The 15,354-nt window shown below is 56.1% G+C and carries 14 protein-coding genes; 13 read left to right on the top strand and 1 reads right to left on the bottom strand.

Annotation, left to right across the window (positions count from 1 at the left end):
* Window positions 1-130 precede the first annotated feature (130 nt).
* From PGR09_RS07275 to PGR09_RS07245, 7 genes are all read left to right on the top strand, one after another.
* Complete coding sequence (locus tag PGR09_RS07275; RefSeq protein WP_047079074.1) at window positions 131-1,336, top strand: bifunctional succinylornithine transaminase/acetylornithine transaminase; 1,206 nt, start codon at window positions 131-133, stop codon at window positions 1,334-1,336.
* 18 nt (window positions 1,337-1,354) lie between these two features.
* Entirely contained in the window at window positions 1,355-2,377 is a 1,023-nt protein-coding gene (astA, locus tag PGR09_RS07270; RefSeq protein ID WP_161801935.1) for an arginine N-succinyltransferase, read from the top strand.
* Complete coding sequence (gene astD, locus PGR09_RS07265; RefSeq protein ID WP_049060835.1) at window positions 2,368-3,834, top strand: succinylglutamate-semialdehyde dehydrogenase; 1,467 nt, start codon at window positions 2,368-2,370, stop codon at window positions 3,832-3,834. The genes astA and astD overlap by 10 nt, the downstream gene beginning before the upstream one ends.
* Window positions 3,835-3,856: 22 nt before the next feature.
* Window positions 3,857-5,197 carry an N-succinylarginine dihydrolase gene (astB, locus tag PGR09_RS07260; RefSeq protein WP_430915985.1) on the top strand — a complete coding sequence of 447 codons (1,341 nt, stop codon included), beginning with the start codon at window positions 3,857-3,859 and terminating at the stop codon, window positions 5,195-5,197.
* A 10-nt stretch (window positions 5,198-5,207) separates the two neighbouring features.
* Complete coding sequence (astE, locus tag PGR09_RS07255; RefSeq protein WP_045393920.1) at window positions 5,208-6,203, top strand: succinylglutamate desuccinylase; 996 nt, start codon at window positions 5,208-5,210, stop codon at window positions 6,201-6,203.
* A 10-nt stretch (window positions 6,204-6,213) separates the two neighbouring features.
* Entirely contained in the window at window positions 6,214-7,650 is a 1,437-nt protein-coding gene (locus PGR09_RS07250) for an amino acid permease (RefSeq protein WP_047048834.1), read from the top strand.
* A gap of 110 nt (window positions 7,651-7,760) precedes the next feature.
* Entirely contained in the window at window positions 7,761-8,552 is a 792-nt protein-coding gene (locus PGR09_RS07245) for a YdcF family protein (RefSeq protein WP_430915984.1), read from the top strand.
* Window positions 8,553-8,593: 41 nt separating this feature from the next.
* Here PGR09_RS07245 and gap read toward each other — a convergent pair whose 3' ends face one another.
* Window positions 8,594-9,592 (bottom strand): type I glyceraldehyde-3-phosphate dehydrogenase, encoded by a 999-nt coding sequence (gap, locus tag PGR09_RS07240; RefSeq protein ID WP_045393926.1) that lies wholly within the window; start codon window positions 9,590-9,592, stop codon window positions 8,594-8,596.
* A gap of 499 nt (window positions 9,593-10,091) precedes the next feature.
* Here gap and PGR09_RS07235 point away from each other — a divergent pair, with 499 nt between their 5' ends.
* The 6 genes from PGR09_RS07235 to PGR09_RS07210 all read left to right on the top strand — a co-directional run bounded on the left by PGR09_RS07235 (window position 10,092) and on the right by PGR09_RS07210 (window position 15,342).
* Window positions 10,092-10,994, top strand: a complete 903-nt coding sequence (locus tag PGR09_RS07235) for an endonuclease/exonuclease/phosphatase family protein (RefSeq protein WP_052766971.1) — start codon at window positions 10,092-10,094, stop codon at window positions 10,992-10,994.
* Window positions 10,995-11,135: 141 nt separating this feature from the next.
* Window positions 11,136-11,663, top strand: a complete 528-nt coding sequence (gene cybB, locus PGR09_RS07230; RefSeq protein WP_047048825.1) for a cytochrome b561 — start codon at window positions 11,136-11,138, stop codon at window positions 11,661-11,663.
* Between the two features lie 284 nt (window positions 11,664-11,947).
* Entirely contained in the window at window positions 11,948-13,330 is a 1,383-nt protein-coding gene (gene hpaX, locus PGR09_RS07225; protein ID WP_047048824.1) for a 4-hydroxyphenylacetate permease, read from the top strand.
* Between the two features lie 16 nt (window positions 13,331-13,346).
* Window positions 13,347-13,820 carry a GNAT family N-acetyltransferase gene (locus tag PGR09_RS07220; RefSeq protein ID WP_047048821.1) on the top strand — a complete coding sequence of 158 codons (474 nt, stop codon included), beginning with the start codon at window positions 13,347-13,349 and terminating at the stop codon, window positions 13,818-13,820.
* A 104-nt stretch (window positions 13,821-13,924) separates the two neighbouring features.
* Complete coding sequence (locus PGR09_RS07215) at window positions 13,925-14,200, top strand: metal/formaldehyde-sensitive transcriptional repressor (protein WP_015705585.1); 276 nt, start codon at window positions 13,925-13,927, stop codon at window positions 14,198-14,200.
* A gap of 23 nt (window positions 14,201-14,223) precedes the next feature.
* Window positions 14,224-15,342, top strand: coding sequence for an S-(hydroxymethyl)glutathione dehydrogenase/class III alcohol dehydrogenase (locus PGR09_RS07210; protein ID WP_045393936.1), 1,119 nt, complete (start codon window positions 14,224-14,226; stop codon window positions 15,340-15,342).
* The last annotated feature ends 12 nt before the right edge of the window (window positions 15,343-15,354 follow it).

Here is a 15,354-nt window from a genome sequence, read left to right as displayed (position 1 = left end):
AGTTGTGGTGAAAATATTTGTCATCGCAGCGGGACGTGTGCGCCCTGAAAACGGCTAAAGGGAAATTGTTAAATTCGACTATTCACGATTGGCCAATTTATGCCGCCGATCCTCGTTCCGGAGAATTGTTATGTCAGGCAGTATCACTCGCGAAGATTTTGATGCTTATATGGTTCCGTGTTTCGCTCCCGCGCCGTTTATCCCGGTGAAAGCGGCGGGCTCCCGCGTCTGGGACCAGCAGGGTAAAGAGTACATTGACGTGGCTGGCGGCATTGCGGTTAACGCGCTGGGTCATGCGAATCCGGCGCTGGCTAACGCGCTGAAAGCGCAGCTGGATAAGCTGTGGCACATCGGCAACGGCTATACCAACGAACCGGTGCTGCAGCTGGCGAAAACCCTGGTGGAGTCGACCTTCGCCGATAAAATTTTCTTCTGTAACTCCGGCGCTGAAGCCAACGAAGCCGCGCTGAAGCTGGCGCGCAAGTATGCGCACGACAAATTCGGCGCCGACAAGAGCGAAATCATCGCCTTCAAGAACTCTTTCCATGGGCGCACTCTGTTTACCGTCACCGTGGGAGGACAGCCGAAGTACTCCAGCGACTATGCGCCATTACCGCAGGACATCACCCATCTGCCGTATAACGACATCGATGCGGTGAAAGCGGCGTTCTCTTCCCGCACCTGCGCGGTCATCGTTGAACCGATTATCGGCGAAGGCGGCGTCATGCCGGCGGAACCGCAATTCCTGCAGGCGCTGCGCGACCTGTGCGATGAGCATGAAGCAACGCTGATTTTTGATGAAGTGCAGACCGGCGCCGGGCGTACCGGCCAACTGTATGCTTACCAGCATTACAACGTGGTTCCGGATATTCTCACCAGCGCGAAAGGGCTGGGCGGCGGCTTCCCAATTGGCGCGATGCTGGCGAAAGAGGCCTGGGCGCAGGTGTTCCAGCCCGGTACTCACGGCACGACTTTCGGCGGCAACCCGCTGGCGGCGACCGTCGCTAATAGCGTGCTGGCGCAAATGGATAGCGCGCTGCTGGCGGGCGTGGGCGAACGCCATACCCTTATCGTCGATAAACTCAATGCGCTGAACGCCAAATATGATGTCTTTAGCGCCGTGCGTGGGATGGGGCTGCTGATTGGCGCCGAACTGGCTAGCCATCTGCGCGGCAAAGCCAAAGCGCTGACCAATCTGGCGGCGGAAGAGGGGCTGATCGCGCTGATAGCCGGGCCGGACGTACTGCGTTTCGCCCCGGCGCTCAATATTCCCCTGGCGGATATTGATGAAGCCTTCGTGCGCCTTGAGCGCGCCGTCGCCCGCTTAACCAGCTAATCCGGGAGACGGCCTATGATGTTATTTCGTCCCGTACGGGAAAACGACCTTGATGATATTGTCCGCCTGGCCTCCCGGGCGGGCGTGGGAATGACATCGCTGCCCAATGATGCCGTGCGCCTCGCCGCACGGATCAAACGCAGCGTAGAAACCTTTGCCGGCAAGCTGACGCGCGGCGAACAGGGGTTTCTGTTTGTTCTGGAAGATACCGAACTGAGCCGGGTTGTCGGCGTCAGCGCCATTGAGGTCGCGGTGGGGCTCGACGAACCGTTCTACAATTTTCGTATTCAAAAGACGGTACGGGCATCTAAAGAGCTTGGGGTATACAAGCATCAGGAATTGCTCAATTTAAGCTACGACCATACCGGCCATAGCGAACTCTGTACCCTGTTTCTGGACCCGGAGTACCAGAAGAACCGCAACGGCCTGCTGCTCTCCAAAGCGCGGTTTGTCTTTATTGCCGCGTTCCGCGAGTGGTTTTCGCCTCATCTGTTTGCCGAACTGCGCGGGCGCAGCGACGAGCAGGGTAATTCGCCATTCTGGGATGCGTTGGGGCACCACTTTTTCGACATTCCTTTCGCCGATGCCGATCGCCTCACCGGTACAGGGATGAAAACCTTTATCGCCGAACTGATGCCAGCTTACCCGATTTACATCTCGCTGCTGCCGGATGATGCCCGCGAGGTGATAGGCCAGGTTCATGCTAACACCGCGCCGGCGCGGGCTATTCTCGAAAAAGAAGGGTTTAGCTGGCGCGGGTCCGTCGACATCTTCGATGCCGGCCCGGTACTGGAAGCTGAAACCGATAATATTCGCGCTATCAGAGAGAGCTATTCGCTGCCGGCGCTGCAACTCATGACGCCGCAGGCGACGCCAACCATCGTCGCCAACGGACAGTTTGATAATTTCCGCGCGGTGCTCATCGCGCAAGAGACGCCGGGAGCGCTCGATCAGCAGGCGCTGGACGCCCTGCAGGTCAATGCCACCGACCGGGTTCACGCGGTGACACTCAATCCAGAGGAAAACAGATCATGGCGGTAAATGCACAGTTTATAGCAGGTAAGTGGCAGCAGGGCGCAGGCGCGCCGTTAACTAAGCTGGCGCCGGAAGACCAGTCCGTTTTATGGCAGGCGCAAAGTGCGGGCGCGGCCGACGTGCAGGCCGCCTGCGCCGCCGCGCGCGAGGCGTTTTATGGCTGGTCGCATCGTCCATTAAGCGAACGCATTGCCGTGGTTCAGCGTTTCGCGGCGCTGCTGGAAGAGAATAAAGAGGCGCTGGCGACGTTAATTTCCCGTGAAACCAGCAAGCCGCTGTGGGAAACCCGCACTGAAGTACAGGCGATGATCGGCAAAGCCGGGATTTCCATTGATGCCTACGCCGAACGCACCGGTTATCGCGAGTCCGCTATGCCGGATGGCAAAGCGCTGCTGCGCCATAAGCCGCACGGCGTGATGGCGGTGTTTGGCCCTTACAACTTCCCGGGGCATCTGCCGAACGGCCATATTATCCCGGCGCTGATCGCCGGTAACACCGTGGTATTTAAACCGAGCGAATTGACGCCGGCGACCGCGGAACTCACCGTTCAGCTATGGCAGCAGGCTGGGATCCCGGATGGGGTGCTAAACCTGGTGCAGGGGGCGAAAGATACCGGCCAGGCGCTGCTGGAAAATCGCGATATCGACGGCGTGCTGTTTACCGGTAGCGCCGCCGCTGGCTTCCACTTCCACCGTTACCTCGGCGGTCAGCCGGAGAAAATGTTGGCGCTTGAAATGGGTGGCAATAACTCGCTGATCGTGGCCGACGTTACCGATAGCGTTGCGGCGCTGAACGTGATTATTCAATCGGCCTTTATCTCCGCCGGGCAGCGCTGCACCTGCGCGCGTCGTTTACTGGTACCGCGCGGCGAACAGGGCGATGCGCTAGTCGAACAACTGATTGATGCCAGCCGGCAGATCCGCGCCGGTAAATGGGACGCCGAACCGCAGCCGTTTATGGGCGGGGTGATTTCGCAAAGCGCGGCGCAGGGCATGCTGGCGGCGCAGGCGAAGCTGGAAGCGCTGGGCGGCAAAGTGCTGCTGCGCATGAGCCAGCCGGACCCTCACTCTACCGTGTTAACGCCGGGGATTATCGACGTTACCGGGATTACGGTACCGGATGAAGAGTACTTCGGCCCGCTGCTTACCGTGATTCGATACGACCGGTTCGATGAGGCGATCGCGATTGCCAATAACACCCGCTACGGTCTGGCGGTCGGGCTTATTTCCGCCGACCCGGCGCTGTTCGACAAGCTGGCCGACGAAGCGCGCGCCGGGATCGTTAACTGGAACAAACCGCTCACCGGGGCCTCCAGCAAAGCGCCATTCGGCGGTGTCGGCGCCTCCGGTAACCATCGCGCCTCGGCGTGGTATGCCGCCGATTATTGCGCCTGGCCGATGGCTTCTCTGGTCAGCGAAACGCTGACGCTTCCGGCGACGACGTCGCCAGGTCTGCCATTCTGATAACCGTTTTTGTGAGGACACTATGTCTGGATTTGAAGCGAATTTTGACGGCCTGGTGGGGCCAACGCACCACTACGCCGGGTTGTCGGTAGGCAACGAAGCGTCACAAAACAACCGTGACGGTTTATCTAACCCGAAGAAGGCGGCGCTGCAAGGGCTTTATAAGATGAAGACCCTGGCCGATCGTGGCTTTGTACAGGGCATTCTGCCGCCGCAGCCGCGGCCAAATATGACGATGCTGCGCAGCATTGGTTTTCAGGGCAGCGATGAGCAGGTGATCCAGCGTGCGGCCAAAGAGGCCCCGCAGTTATTATCGGCTTTTAGCTCCGCTTCCTCGATGTGGACCGCCAACGCCGCCACCGTGTCGCCGTCGGCCGATAGCGCTGATGGAAAAGTGCATTTTACGGTGGCGAACCTCAACAATAAGCTGCACCGCATGCAGGAAGCGCCGATCACCTCGGCCATCCTCAGGGCGACCTTCGCCGATGAGCGCTACTTTGCGCATCACGCGGCACTGCCGCAGCATGGCGATTTAGGTGATGAAGGGGCCGCTAACCATAACCGTTTCTGCGGGGATTATGACCGCCAGGGCGTGCAGTTTTTTGTCTACGGAAAGCGCGCCAGCGGCGGCATTGCGCCAGCTAAATACCCCGCACGCCAGACGCTGGAGGCCAGCGAAGCGGTGGCGCGTCTGCATCAGCTCGACCCGCAGTACACCGTATTCGCTCAGCAAAATCCGCAGGCTATCGACCATGGCGTATTCCACAATGATGTTATCGCCGTCAGCAACCGTCACGTACTGTTCCATCATCAACACGCCTTCCTGCAACAGCAGGAGGTGCTGGCGACGCTGAAGGAGAGAAACGCCAGTCTGAATATTCCATTTACCAGCGTTGAAGTGCCGGACGAGCAGGTTAGCCTCGATGACGCGGTGGCCTCTTATCTGTTCAACAGCCAGTTACTGAGCAAAACCGATGGCAAAATGCTGATCGTGGTGCCGGAAGAGTGTCGTCAGCGTGAAAACGTCTGGCGTTATCTCTCCGCTCTCGCCGCCGATAGCGCATCGCCTATCGATGAAGTGGCGGCATTCGATCTACGTGAAAGCATGCGCAACGGCGGCGGCCCGGCCTGTTTACGTCTGCGGGTGGTGCTTAACGATGCCGAGCGCGCGGCGGTCAACGCTCACAGTCTGATGAATGACGAACGCTACCGGCAGCTGACCGCGTGGGTTGAAAAGCATTATCGCGACCGCCTGCATGCCAGCGATCTCGCCGACCCGCAGCTACTGCGCGAGGTTTATCAGGCGCTGGACGAGCTGACGCAGATTTTACATCTGGGCGCGATTTATGACTTCCAGCGATAAGGGGCCGGGAATGGAACAAAACGTCAACGATTTACTGCATTGTAAACTGCAGACATGGACCTTTCCGCCGACTATCGAAGCCAGTTGGTTAGGCGATGGCATTCTGCAACTGCTGCCAAAAACGCCCTGGCGACAGGCGACGGTGCTTTCCGCCGGGGTGCACGGTAACGAAACCGCGCCGATTGAAATGTTGCTGCAGATCCTGCAGGGGTTAAGCCATGGCGAACAGCCGCTGACCCACGCGCTACTGGTGGTGTTCGGCAATCTGCCCGCCATTCGCGCCGGCCGTCGCTATCTGCATAACGATCTCAACCGGCTGTTTGGCGGTCGCCATCTGGCGGCGATGCCCGGTAACGAATCGCGGCGCGCTTTTGAACTGGAGATGGCCGTACAGGCCTTCTTCCGTAGCGCCGATGTCCACGGCAAGGTGCCGCGCACGCATCTCGATCTGCATACCGCCATTCGCGGGTCGAAATATCGGCAGTTTGCGCTGCTGCCCGCTCATGATGGCGACTACGGCGCGGATTTTTATCAGCTGTTACAGGCCAGCGGTATGGACGCCATCGTGCGCCATACCGAACCGGGCGGCACCTTTACCCACTTCACCAGCGAGAAGTTCGGCGCGCAAAGCGCCACGCTGGAACTGGGGAAGGTGATGCCATTCGGTGAAAATGATCTGCGCTTGTTTGCCGCCACCGAACTGGCCATCGGCGCGCTGATCGCCGACGGCATCATGCCGCCGCGTAGCAAAGCGCCGGTCGAATACTTTGTGGTGCAGCAGAGCATCATCAAGAGCGAGAACGGTTTCACCCTTAATCTCGACCCGAAAATTGAAAACTTTACCGCGCTGCCGGCAGGCTATGAAATCGCCCGTCAAGCGCAGAAAACCTGGGTGGTCAATGCCGACGCCCCCTACATCCTGTTTCCGAATGCGGGCGTCGCCGCCGGTCAACGCGCCGGGCTGCTGCTGACCGCTACCGCGCCAAGCCTTTCCATGCCTGCTTGAAGGAATCAACATGACTGAACATCAACGTGAGGGGCAGGTTCATCCTGCCGCCGACGGGGAGTGCCCGTCGCAGCTCAAACGCGGCCTTGGCGCCCGGCACATTCAGATGATTGCGCTGGGCGGCGCTATCGGCACCGGACTGTTTATGGGGGCGGGCAGAAACATCGCCGTCGCCGGAACGTCCATTCTGCTTATTTATCTACTGGTAGGTTTCTTTACCTATATGGTGATGCGGGCGATGGGGGAGCTGTTGCTGACCCGCCTGGATTATCGTTCGTTTGCGGATTTCGTCGGCGATTATCTCGGCCCGCAGGCCAGCTTCTATCTGGGCTGGACCTACTGGCTTAGCTGGGTGGTGACCTGTATCGCCGACGTGGTGGTTTGCGGCAGCTATATGCAGTACTGGTTCCCGGAGATGTCGGCGTGGATGCCCGCGCTGAGTACGCTTGGGATCCTGTTCTTGTTTAATCTGTTGTCGGTAAAGATGTTCGGCGAGGCCGAGTTCTGGTTTGCGCTGATTAAAGTTATCACCATCATCGCGCTGATTTTGACCGGCGCGTGGATGATTGCTATTGGCTGGACTTCGCCGGATGGCGTGAAGGCTTCTTTAGGCCATATTACCGACCCGACGGCCTTTATGCCCCACGGCGTGACCGGTTTCTTCGCCGGTTTCCAGATAGCGATTTTCTCCTTCACCGGTATTGAGCTGCTCGGCACCATGACGGCGGAAACACGCGATCCTGAGCGCATCCTGCCGAAGGCGATTAACGCGCTGCCGCTGCGCATCATTATTTTCTATCTGCTGTCGATGGTAGTGATTATTGCCGTGGCTTCATGGCCGGGCGTCTCGCCGGATGCCAGTCCGTTCGTGACCCTGTTCGCCAAGGCCGGGCTGCCTGCCGCCGCCGCGGTAATTAACTTTGTCGCCTTGACGTCGGCCATGTCGTCGGCGAACAGCGGCGTTTACTCCAGTACCCGCATGCTCTACGGCCTGTCGGTGGAAAAACATGCGCACTGGCAGTTCCGTATTCTGTCGCGTAATACCCGCATTCCGGTACGTAGCCTGCTGTTCTCCTGCTTCTGCATGCTAAGCGGCACGTTACTGCTGTTCCTGGTGCCAAACGTGATGACGTTATTTACCATTGTGTCGACGCTGGCGGCGATCATGGTGGTTTTCAGCTGGGGTATGATCCTCGTGGCATATCTGGTGTATCGTCATAAACGCCCGGACCTGCACGCGCAGTCGAAATTCAAAATGCCGGCGGGAGTGGTGATGTGCTGGCTGAGCCTGCTGTTTTTCGCCTTCTCGATCTTCATTATGATTTTCGACCCGGATACGCTGCTGGCGCTGATGGCCTCGCCGGTGTGGTTTATCGCGCTATGGTGCTTCTGGAAAGTGAAACAGAAGCGCGAAGGGCAACTGGCTTTGGATAATGTCAGCGCCTGATGATACCCGGCAGCTTAAGCGTGGCTGCCGGATTTTCCTTTTCGCCTTAGCGCGGTTTATGATGTCGCCCGGCACTCCATCGTTGGACCAGGACAAAAGAAGGAAAGGGTATGACAGAGCATTTCCCGGCGCTTTCGCTCGAGACGTTAGCGGCGGCCAATCAGATTGGCGCCTGGTTGGCGCAGGATGATTTACCGCAGGAGTCACAGCCGAAAATTGTCGTGCTGGCCGGCAATGCGGTGATCCCGACGATTGATGCCGCCTGTCACCTGGCGGCGCAGGCGCAGGTCCCGTTGCTGATAAGCGGCGGTATTGGTCATTCGACGACCTTTTTATATGACGCTGTACGAAAGCATCCGCACTATCAGGCGCTGCAGGTAGAGGGGCGTCCGGAATCACATATCCTGGCGGATATCGCCGAACGTTTCTGGCAAATACCGCGCGATCGCATTGTGGTGGAAGACCGTTCAACCAACTGCGGCGATAACGCGTGGTTTACCCGCCGGTTACTGGAAGAGCGTGGGCTGGATCATACCTCGGGCGTGGTGATTCAGGATCCGACCATGCAGCGTCGGACGATGGCGACGTTTGCCCGCGTCTGGCAGGATGCTCCGGCGCCGCCGCACTGGTGGAGCTACCCCGGTTGTTCGCCGCGGCTCGAAAATAGCGCTACTGGCCTGAGATTCAGCGGAGATGATAGTGGACTGTGGCCGGTGGGGCGTTATCTGGAACTGCTGCTTGGCGAGCTGCCGCGTTTGCTGGATAACCCGCAGGGTTATGGCCCCAACGGTAAAGATTTTATTGCCCATGTCGATTTCCCACGCGATGTTAGCGCGGCGTGGCAATGCTTGCGTGCAGATACGCTATTGAGCCAGGCGCTGAACGCCAGAACGCTGGGGTAGGGAGAAAGGCGGATAGCCGCAGCTATCCGCAGATTCTGGGATTACTTCGCGAATTTATCCAGCACGCGGACAAGCTGGGTGACAAAACCGTACTCGTTATCGTACCAGGCCACGGTTTTCACTAGCTGTACGCCGCCGGCCTCTACGATCTCCAGCTGGGTCGCATCATAGATTGAGCCGAAATGGCTGCCGATAATGTCGGAGGAGACAATTTCTTCTTCGGTGTAGCCAAAAGACTCGTTGTTCGCCGCCGCATTTTTCATGGCCTGATTAACCTCTTCCGCGGTGACTTTCTTCGCCAGCACGGACACAAGCTCAGTGACTGAGCCGGTTTTAGTCGGCACGCGCTGGGCGTGACCTTTCAGTTTCCCACTGAGTTCCGGGATCACCAGACCGATGGCTTTTGCCGCGCCGGTGGTGTGGGGTATAACGTTCTCCGCCGCCGCTCGCGAGGCGCGCAGGTCTTTGCCACGGGGTCCGTCGACCAGCGATTGCGTACCGGTATAAGCGTGAATAGTGGTCATGGTGCCCACGGTAATGCCGAAAGCATCGTTCAGCACTTTAGCCATTGGCGCCAGACAGTTAGTGGTGCAGGATGCAACCGAAATAATGGTGTCATCCGGGCTCATGGTGTCGTCATTGACGTGATAAACGATGGTTTTCATCTCGCCGGCAGGGGCGGAAATCAGCACTTTCTTCGCGCCGGCGGTCAGGTGCGCCTGCGATTTTTCAGCCGACGTATAGAAGCCGGTACATTCAACAATCACCTCTGCGCCCGCGGCTTTCCACGGAATATGCTGGGCCTCTTTTTCCGCATAAACGGTAATTTTCTTACCATCAACGATTAGCGCATCTTCTGTAAAATCAACGCTCCATGGGAAAGGGCCGTAGTTAGAGTCATGTTTAAGCAGATAGGCTAAGACTTTCGGCGAGGTGAGATCGTTGATGGCCACGACCTCTAGCGGGCTATTTACTTCCAACAGACGACGAAGTACTAAGCGTCCAATACGACCAAATCCATTAATACCAAGTTTACTCATGGGTACTCTCCTGGTGGTGAAGTTGATACATTAAAACTATCTTCAGATAGAGTGGGGAAGGATATTTCTCTTCCTTTCATTGACTTAGCTATTCACCTGCGGTGTTCCAATGGCTAAGTTATCTACCTTAAGCGTCTTCGGTCACTGTCACGTGGAGCGAGATGGTGCGAAGGAAGTATAACCCTGCCTGCTTCATCATGCGGCGTTAAATGGTAAACATTACCTACATGTCGTTACGGTATTTAGGCAGGCGTCCATCCTGCATGCACGCGTATGTGGTTGAATAATGAACATATGGCGAGAGGGTAGAGCTGACGCGGTCTGAGGCGAGTTATCCACAAACTATGCGATCTGATACTGACCCGTTTTGTGGATAACCTAAATGTTTCGGGATACTTAATTCACTCTGCGTTATAAGTTTGCGCCATACATCACGATAATCAATGTCTTCACTCGGTACCCTAATATAAGAATACTTAAATAGGGGAATAACATACCAATGAAAAAGAGCATTGCACTGACGATGGTGGCGCTGGCGTGTCTGTCGGCTAACGTTCTGGCGGCTGAGAAACTTGCGGGTAATGAAATACTTGCAGTACAAAAAGGCGGGGTGCCAGATAAAGTCTATACCCAAAATCAGCCGAAATTGCGCATAGCAACCTATAATATCGGCAAGAATGAAGCTTCTGATAATGTGGCCGATTTTACGGCACTTAATTCAGCGATTAAAAAAATTAACGCCGATATTATTGCCGTCCCGGAAGTCGATAACAAAACTCAGCGCAGCCAGAAAATCGATCAGCTTAAGACGATTGCCGATGCCAACAACATGCATTATGCCTTTGGTAAAGCGTTAGATTTCGATGGCGGAGAGTACGGTCTGGGGCTGCTGTCAAAATACAAAATCCTGCATTCGCAGGTGGTGAAGCTGCCATCAGGCAATGCGGAACAGCGTGTGGCGCTGCTGGCGCAGGTCGACGTACCTGGCTTTGATTCCGCGCCGATTATCATGGTGACTCATCTTGACTGGCAAAAAGACCCCACCATGCGTACCGAGCAGGCTCGCTATCTGCTCGATTTGAGTATTGGCGATGCGGCGTCTGATTTTAAAGATATCGCCTCCTCAATTAAGATCCTGGCCGGCGATTTTAATTCAACCCGTGAAGAACAGCCGGTGAAAGAGATCGGTTATTTCTTTAACGAAGTGTCGAAGCAGGGGACGGATACGCGTAGCTGGCCTGCCGTTAACCCGGCCATTGATATCGACCACATTTTCACCTTCAAAGGGCAAAAGTGGGATGTGAAGAAGCTGGAGATCCCGCATAATTCGCCGGAATTTAACTGGTCAGCGGCCAGCGACCATCTGCCGGTCATTGCAGAACTGCAGCTCACCGAGCAGTAACATTGCCCAGGGCTCTTTGCAAAAGAGCCCTATGATCTTCAATTCGCGCCAACGCTGTTGTTTAATCCTCGGTAAAGGTTAATGAAAATTTAAGGGAAGGCGGTTATGTTAACAACATCACACTTCCATTAAGGTTTATTCATGCGCGATAAATATTCTGGCCTGCAGATAGGAATACACTGGCTGGTCTTTTTACTGGTTGCCGTCGCCTACGCGGCGATGGAACTGCGCGGCTTCTTCCCACGCAGCGACCGCCCGGTAATCAACATGATCCACGTTTCCTGCGGCATTTCCATTTTTGTCCTGATGGTCGTACGGCTTCTGGTGCGCCTGAAGTCTCCAGCGCCGCCGATTGTTCCTAAACCCTCGCCGATGATGACCGGTTTCGCCCATCTTGGCCATCTGGTGATATACCTGCTGTTTATCGCGCTACCGGCGATTGGCATGGTAATGATGTATTACCGCGGTAACCCGTGGTTTGCTTTCGGCCTGACGATGCCCTTTGCGGCGCAAAGCAACTTCGCTTTGGTCAACACCCTGAAGGAACTGCACGGCGTACTGGCGAATATCGGCTATTTCGTCATTGGCCTGCACGCGCTGGCGGCGCTGCTGCATCACTATTTATGGAAAGATAATACGCTGCTGCGCATGATGCCGCGCAAGCGCTGAGTTCCCCGCTTATCACGACTGAACCCGCCGGCCGGCGGGTTTTTTGTTTCCGTCACTCGCCAATAAATGATTCGTGAAATGTTACTTATGCTGCAAATTTGTATCAATTATGTAAATAAAAATGTCTAAACGAAACGAAAGGTTCTATAAGAATCTCAGTGCGGTGGATTGAATCCAGCCGGGAGGTCGTCGAAACGATACCCTGGCACGTTCAGCGGTATCCGCAGCGTCATTGGCTAAAACGCCTGCATTTTCAATACCGATGAGCAAAAGGAAACCCTGACATGACCGATAATATACCGGCCACTTCTCCGCCTGTCGCCGACGCCGGTGGCGCTGAACGCCTGAGCCCGCACGAGCAGGTGGTGATCAATAAATTGTTCCGGCGCTTGATCCCTTTTCTGTTTCTGCTTTTTATCTTTTCGTTTCTTGACCGTATCAATATTGGCTTTGCCGGGCTCACGATGAGCCAGGATTTGGGGCTGAGTAGCACCATGTTCGGCCTCGCGACGACGTTGTTCTACGCGATGTATGTCATCTTTGGTATTCCCAGTAACATCATGCTGGGGATCGTTGGCGCCCGTCGCTGGATTGCCAGCATTATGGTGGTTTGGGGGATTGCATCGACAGCGACCATGTTCGCGACCGGGCCGAATAGCCTGTATCTGCTGCGCATGCTGGTGGGGATTGCCGAAGCCGGTTTTCTTCCGGGGCTTCTGCTCTACTTAACCTACTGGTTTCCGGCCTACTACCGGGCGCGCGCCAATGCGTTGTTTATGATTGCTATGCCGGTGACGATGGCGCTGGGCTCGCTGGTCTCCGGCTATATTCTCAGTATGGATGGTATGCTGGCGCTTAAAGGCTGGCAGTGGTTGTTCCTGCTGGAAGGATTCCCATCGGTGCTGTTGGGGGCGGTGGTCTGGTTCTATCTCGATGATAGCCCGAAAAAGGCCAAATGGCTGAGCGATGAAGACAAACGTTGCCTTAACGAGATGATGGAAAAGGACAAACTACGACTAGTGCAACCGAACGGTAGCGCCAGTCTCAGCGCGCTGCAGCAGGGGAAAGGCAGCCTCTGGCGCGACGTATTCACCCCGGTGGTGTTGATGTATACGCTGGCCTATTTCTTTCTCTGTAATACTTTAAGCGCGCTTAGCGTCTGGACGCCTCTAATTCTCAAAAGCTTTAACCAGGGCAGCAGCAATATCGCCATTGGCCTGCTCAGCGCCGTACCGCATATCTGTACCATTATGGCGATGATCTGGTGGAGCAAACGTTCTGACCGCTTACAGGAACGTAAGCTGCACACGTTATTGCCCTACCTGTTTGCCGCCGCGGGCTGGATGCTGGCGGCGCACGGGTCAAATAGCATCATGCAACTGTTGGGGGTGATTATGGCCTCGGCGGGTGCCTATGCGGCGATGGTGATTTTCTGGACCACGCCGGATCAATCCATCAGCCTGCGCTCGCGAGCGATCGGCATTGCGGTGATTAACGCGACGGGTAATATGGGATCGGCCATGAGTCCGTTATTATTCGGTTGGCTGAAGGATTTAACCGGTAGCTTCAACGCCGGATTTTACCTCGTTGCCGGGTTCCTGGTTTTGGGGGCGCTGGTGGTATCGCGCATCCCGATGAAGGCCAGCCGTCCACGAGCGACGCCATAAAAAAACAGGAGTAGCGATGAGAGTGAGACGCGCGGTACCCGATGAAGCCCCTGCGTTGTGGAATATCCGTAATCAGGCGATTCGCCATGGCTGTCGTCAAAGCTATGGCGCTGAAGTGATTCACGCCTGGACGCCGGAACAGATGCCCGAAGGGTATCGTCACGCCGTTGCCGATAATCCGTTTTATATCGTGGAAAATACGCAGGGCCAACCCGTCGCTACAGGCTATCTCGATATTGAGTCCTTAAGCGTGGAAGCGATCTTTACGCTTCCTGAGTGGGGCGGGCAGGGATGCGCGGATTTGATCATGGGGGCGGTTATTGCCGAAGCCCGCCGACGGGGGCTCGAAACCATTACGCTTGAGGCGACCCCCAATGCGGCGGGCTTTTATCTACGCCATGGCTTTGTTTCTCAAGGTGAAAAATATCATTATTCAAAAATGGCCAACGCCGAGTTACGCTGTATAGCTATGACCCTCACGCTCGATTAACGGTAATCCTGCGCCGCTATGCTATGGTTGTTAGCGGCGTTTCAATTTGCCACTTTAGTCAAATAAATATAGTATACCCCCCTATATGATATGGAGGGCATCTCGTGCCACATTCACCAGAAGACAAGAAGCGTGCGCTTAGCCGCGTACGCCGTATTCGCGGACAGGTTGAGGCGCTGGAACGCGCGCTGGAGTCCGGCGAACCCTGCATGACTATCCTGCAACAGATTGCCTCCATTCGCGGCGCCGCCAACGGTTTGATGGGGGAGCTGGTAGAGATGCATCTGCAGGATGAACTGGTTAGCGGCGATACCACCCCGGACCAACGCGCCGCTCGTATGGCGGAAGTTGGTCACCTGCTACGATCCTATTTAAAATAAAATCACGACGAGGAATGGACAGTATGAAATCACGTGCAGCAGTTGCCTTTGGCCCCGGCCAGCCGTTAAAAATCGTGGAGATTGACGTCGCGCCGCCAAAGAAAGGCGAAGTCCTGGTCAAAATCACCCACACCGGCGTTTGCCACACCGATGCTTTTACTCTCTCTGGCGACGATCCGGAAGGCGTGTTCCCGGCGGTGTTGGGCCATGAAGGCGGCGGTATCGTCGTTGAAGTCGGCGAGGGCGTGACCAGCCTGAAGCCAGGCGATCACGTTATTCCGTTGTATACCGCCGAGTGCGGCGAATGTAAATTCTGCAAGTCTGGCAAAACTAACCTCTGCCAGGCGGTCCGCGCCACCCAGGGGAAAGGTCTGATGCCGGATGGCACCACGCGATTCTCCTATAACGGCGAGCCGATTTATCACTATATGGGCACCAGCACCTTCAGCGAATACACCGTCTGCGCCGAGATTTCTCTGGCAAAAGTAAACCCGCAGGCGCCGCTGGAAAAAGTATGTCTGTTGGGCTGCGGCGTCACCACCGGTATCGGCGCGGTACATAACACGGCGAAGGTGAAAGAGGGCGACAGCGTCGCGGTGTTCGGGCTGGGCGGTATTGGCCTGGCGGTGATTCAGGGAGCGGTGCAGGCGAAGGCCGGACGCATTCTGGCGGTCGACACTAACCCGGATAAATTTACCCTCGCCAAAGAGATGGGCGCCACCGACTTTATCAACCCGAACGACTACGATAAACCGATTCAGGACGTGATTGTCGAGCTAACCGATGGCGGCGTTGATTTCAGTTTTGAATGTATCGGTAACGTCAACGTTATGCGCGCGGCGCTGGAGTGCTGTCATAAAGGTTGGGGTGAGAGCGTTATCATTGGCGTTGCCGGAGCGGGTCAGGAAATTAAAACTCGTCCGTTCCAGTTGGTCACCGGCCGGGTATGGCGTGGTTCCGCCTTCGGCGGCGTGAAAGGGCGTAGCCAGCTGCCGGGGATGGTTGAAGACGCGATGGCGGGTAAGATTCGCCTCGATCCGTTTATCACCCACCGGTTACCGCTCGATCAGATCAACGAAGCCTTCGATCTGATGCATGAAGGTAAATCGATTCGTACGGTTATTCACTTCGGTGATAACTAAGTATCACCGATA

Source organism: Klebsiella sp. 141251 (genome assembly GCF_050600725.1).
Classification (GTDB): Bacteria; Pseudomonadota; Gammaproteobacteria; order Enterobacterales; family Enterobacteriaceae; genus Klebsiella; species Klebsiella aerogenes.
This window is presented reverse-complemented; position numbering and strand designations above follow the sequence as displayed.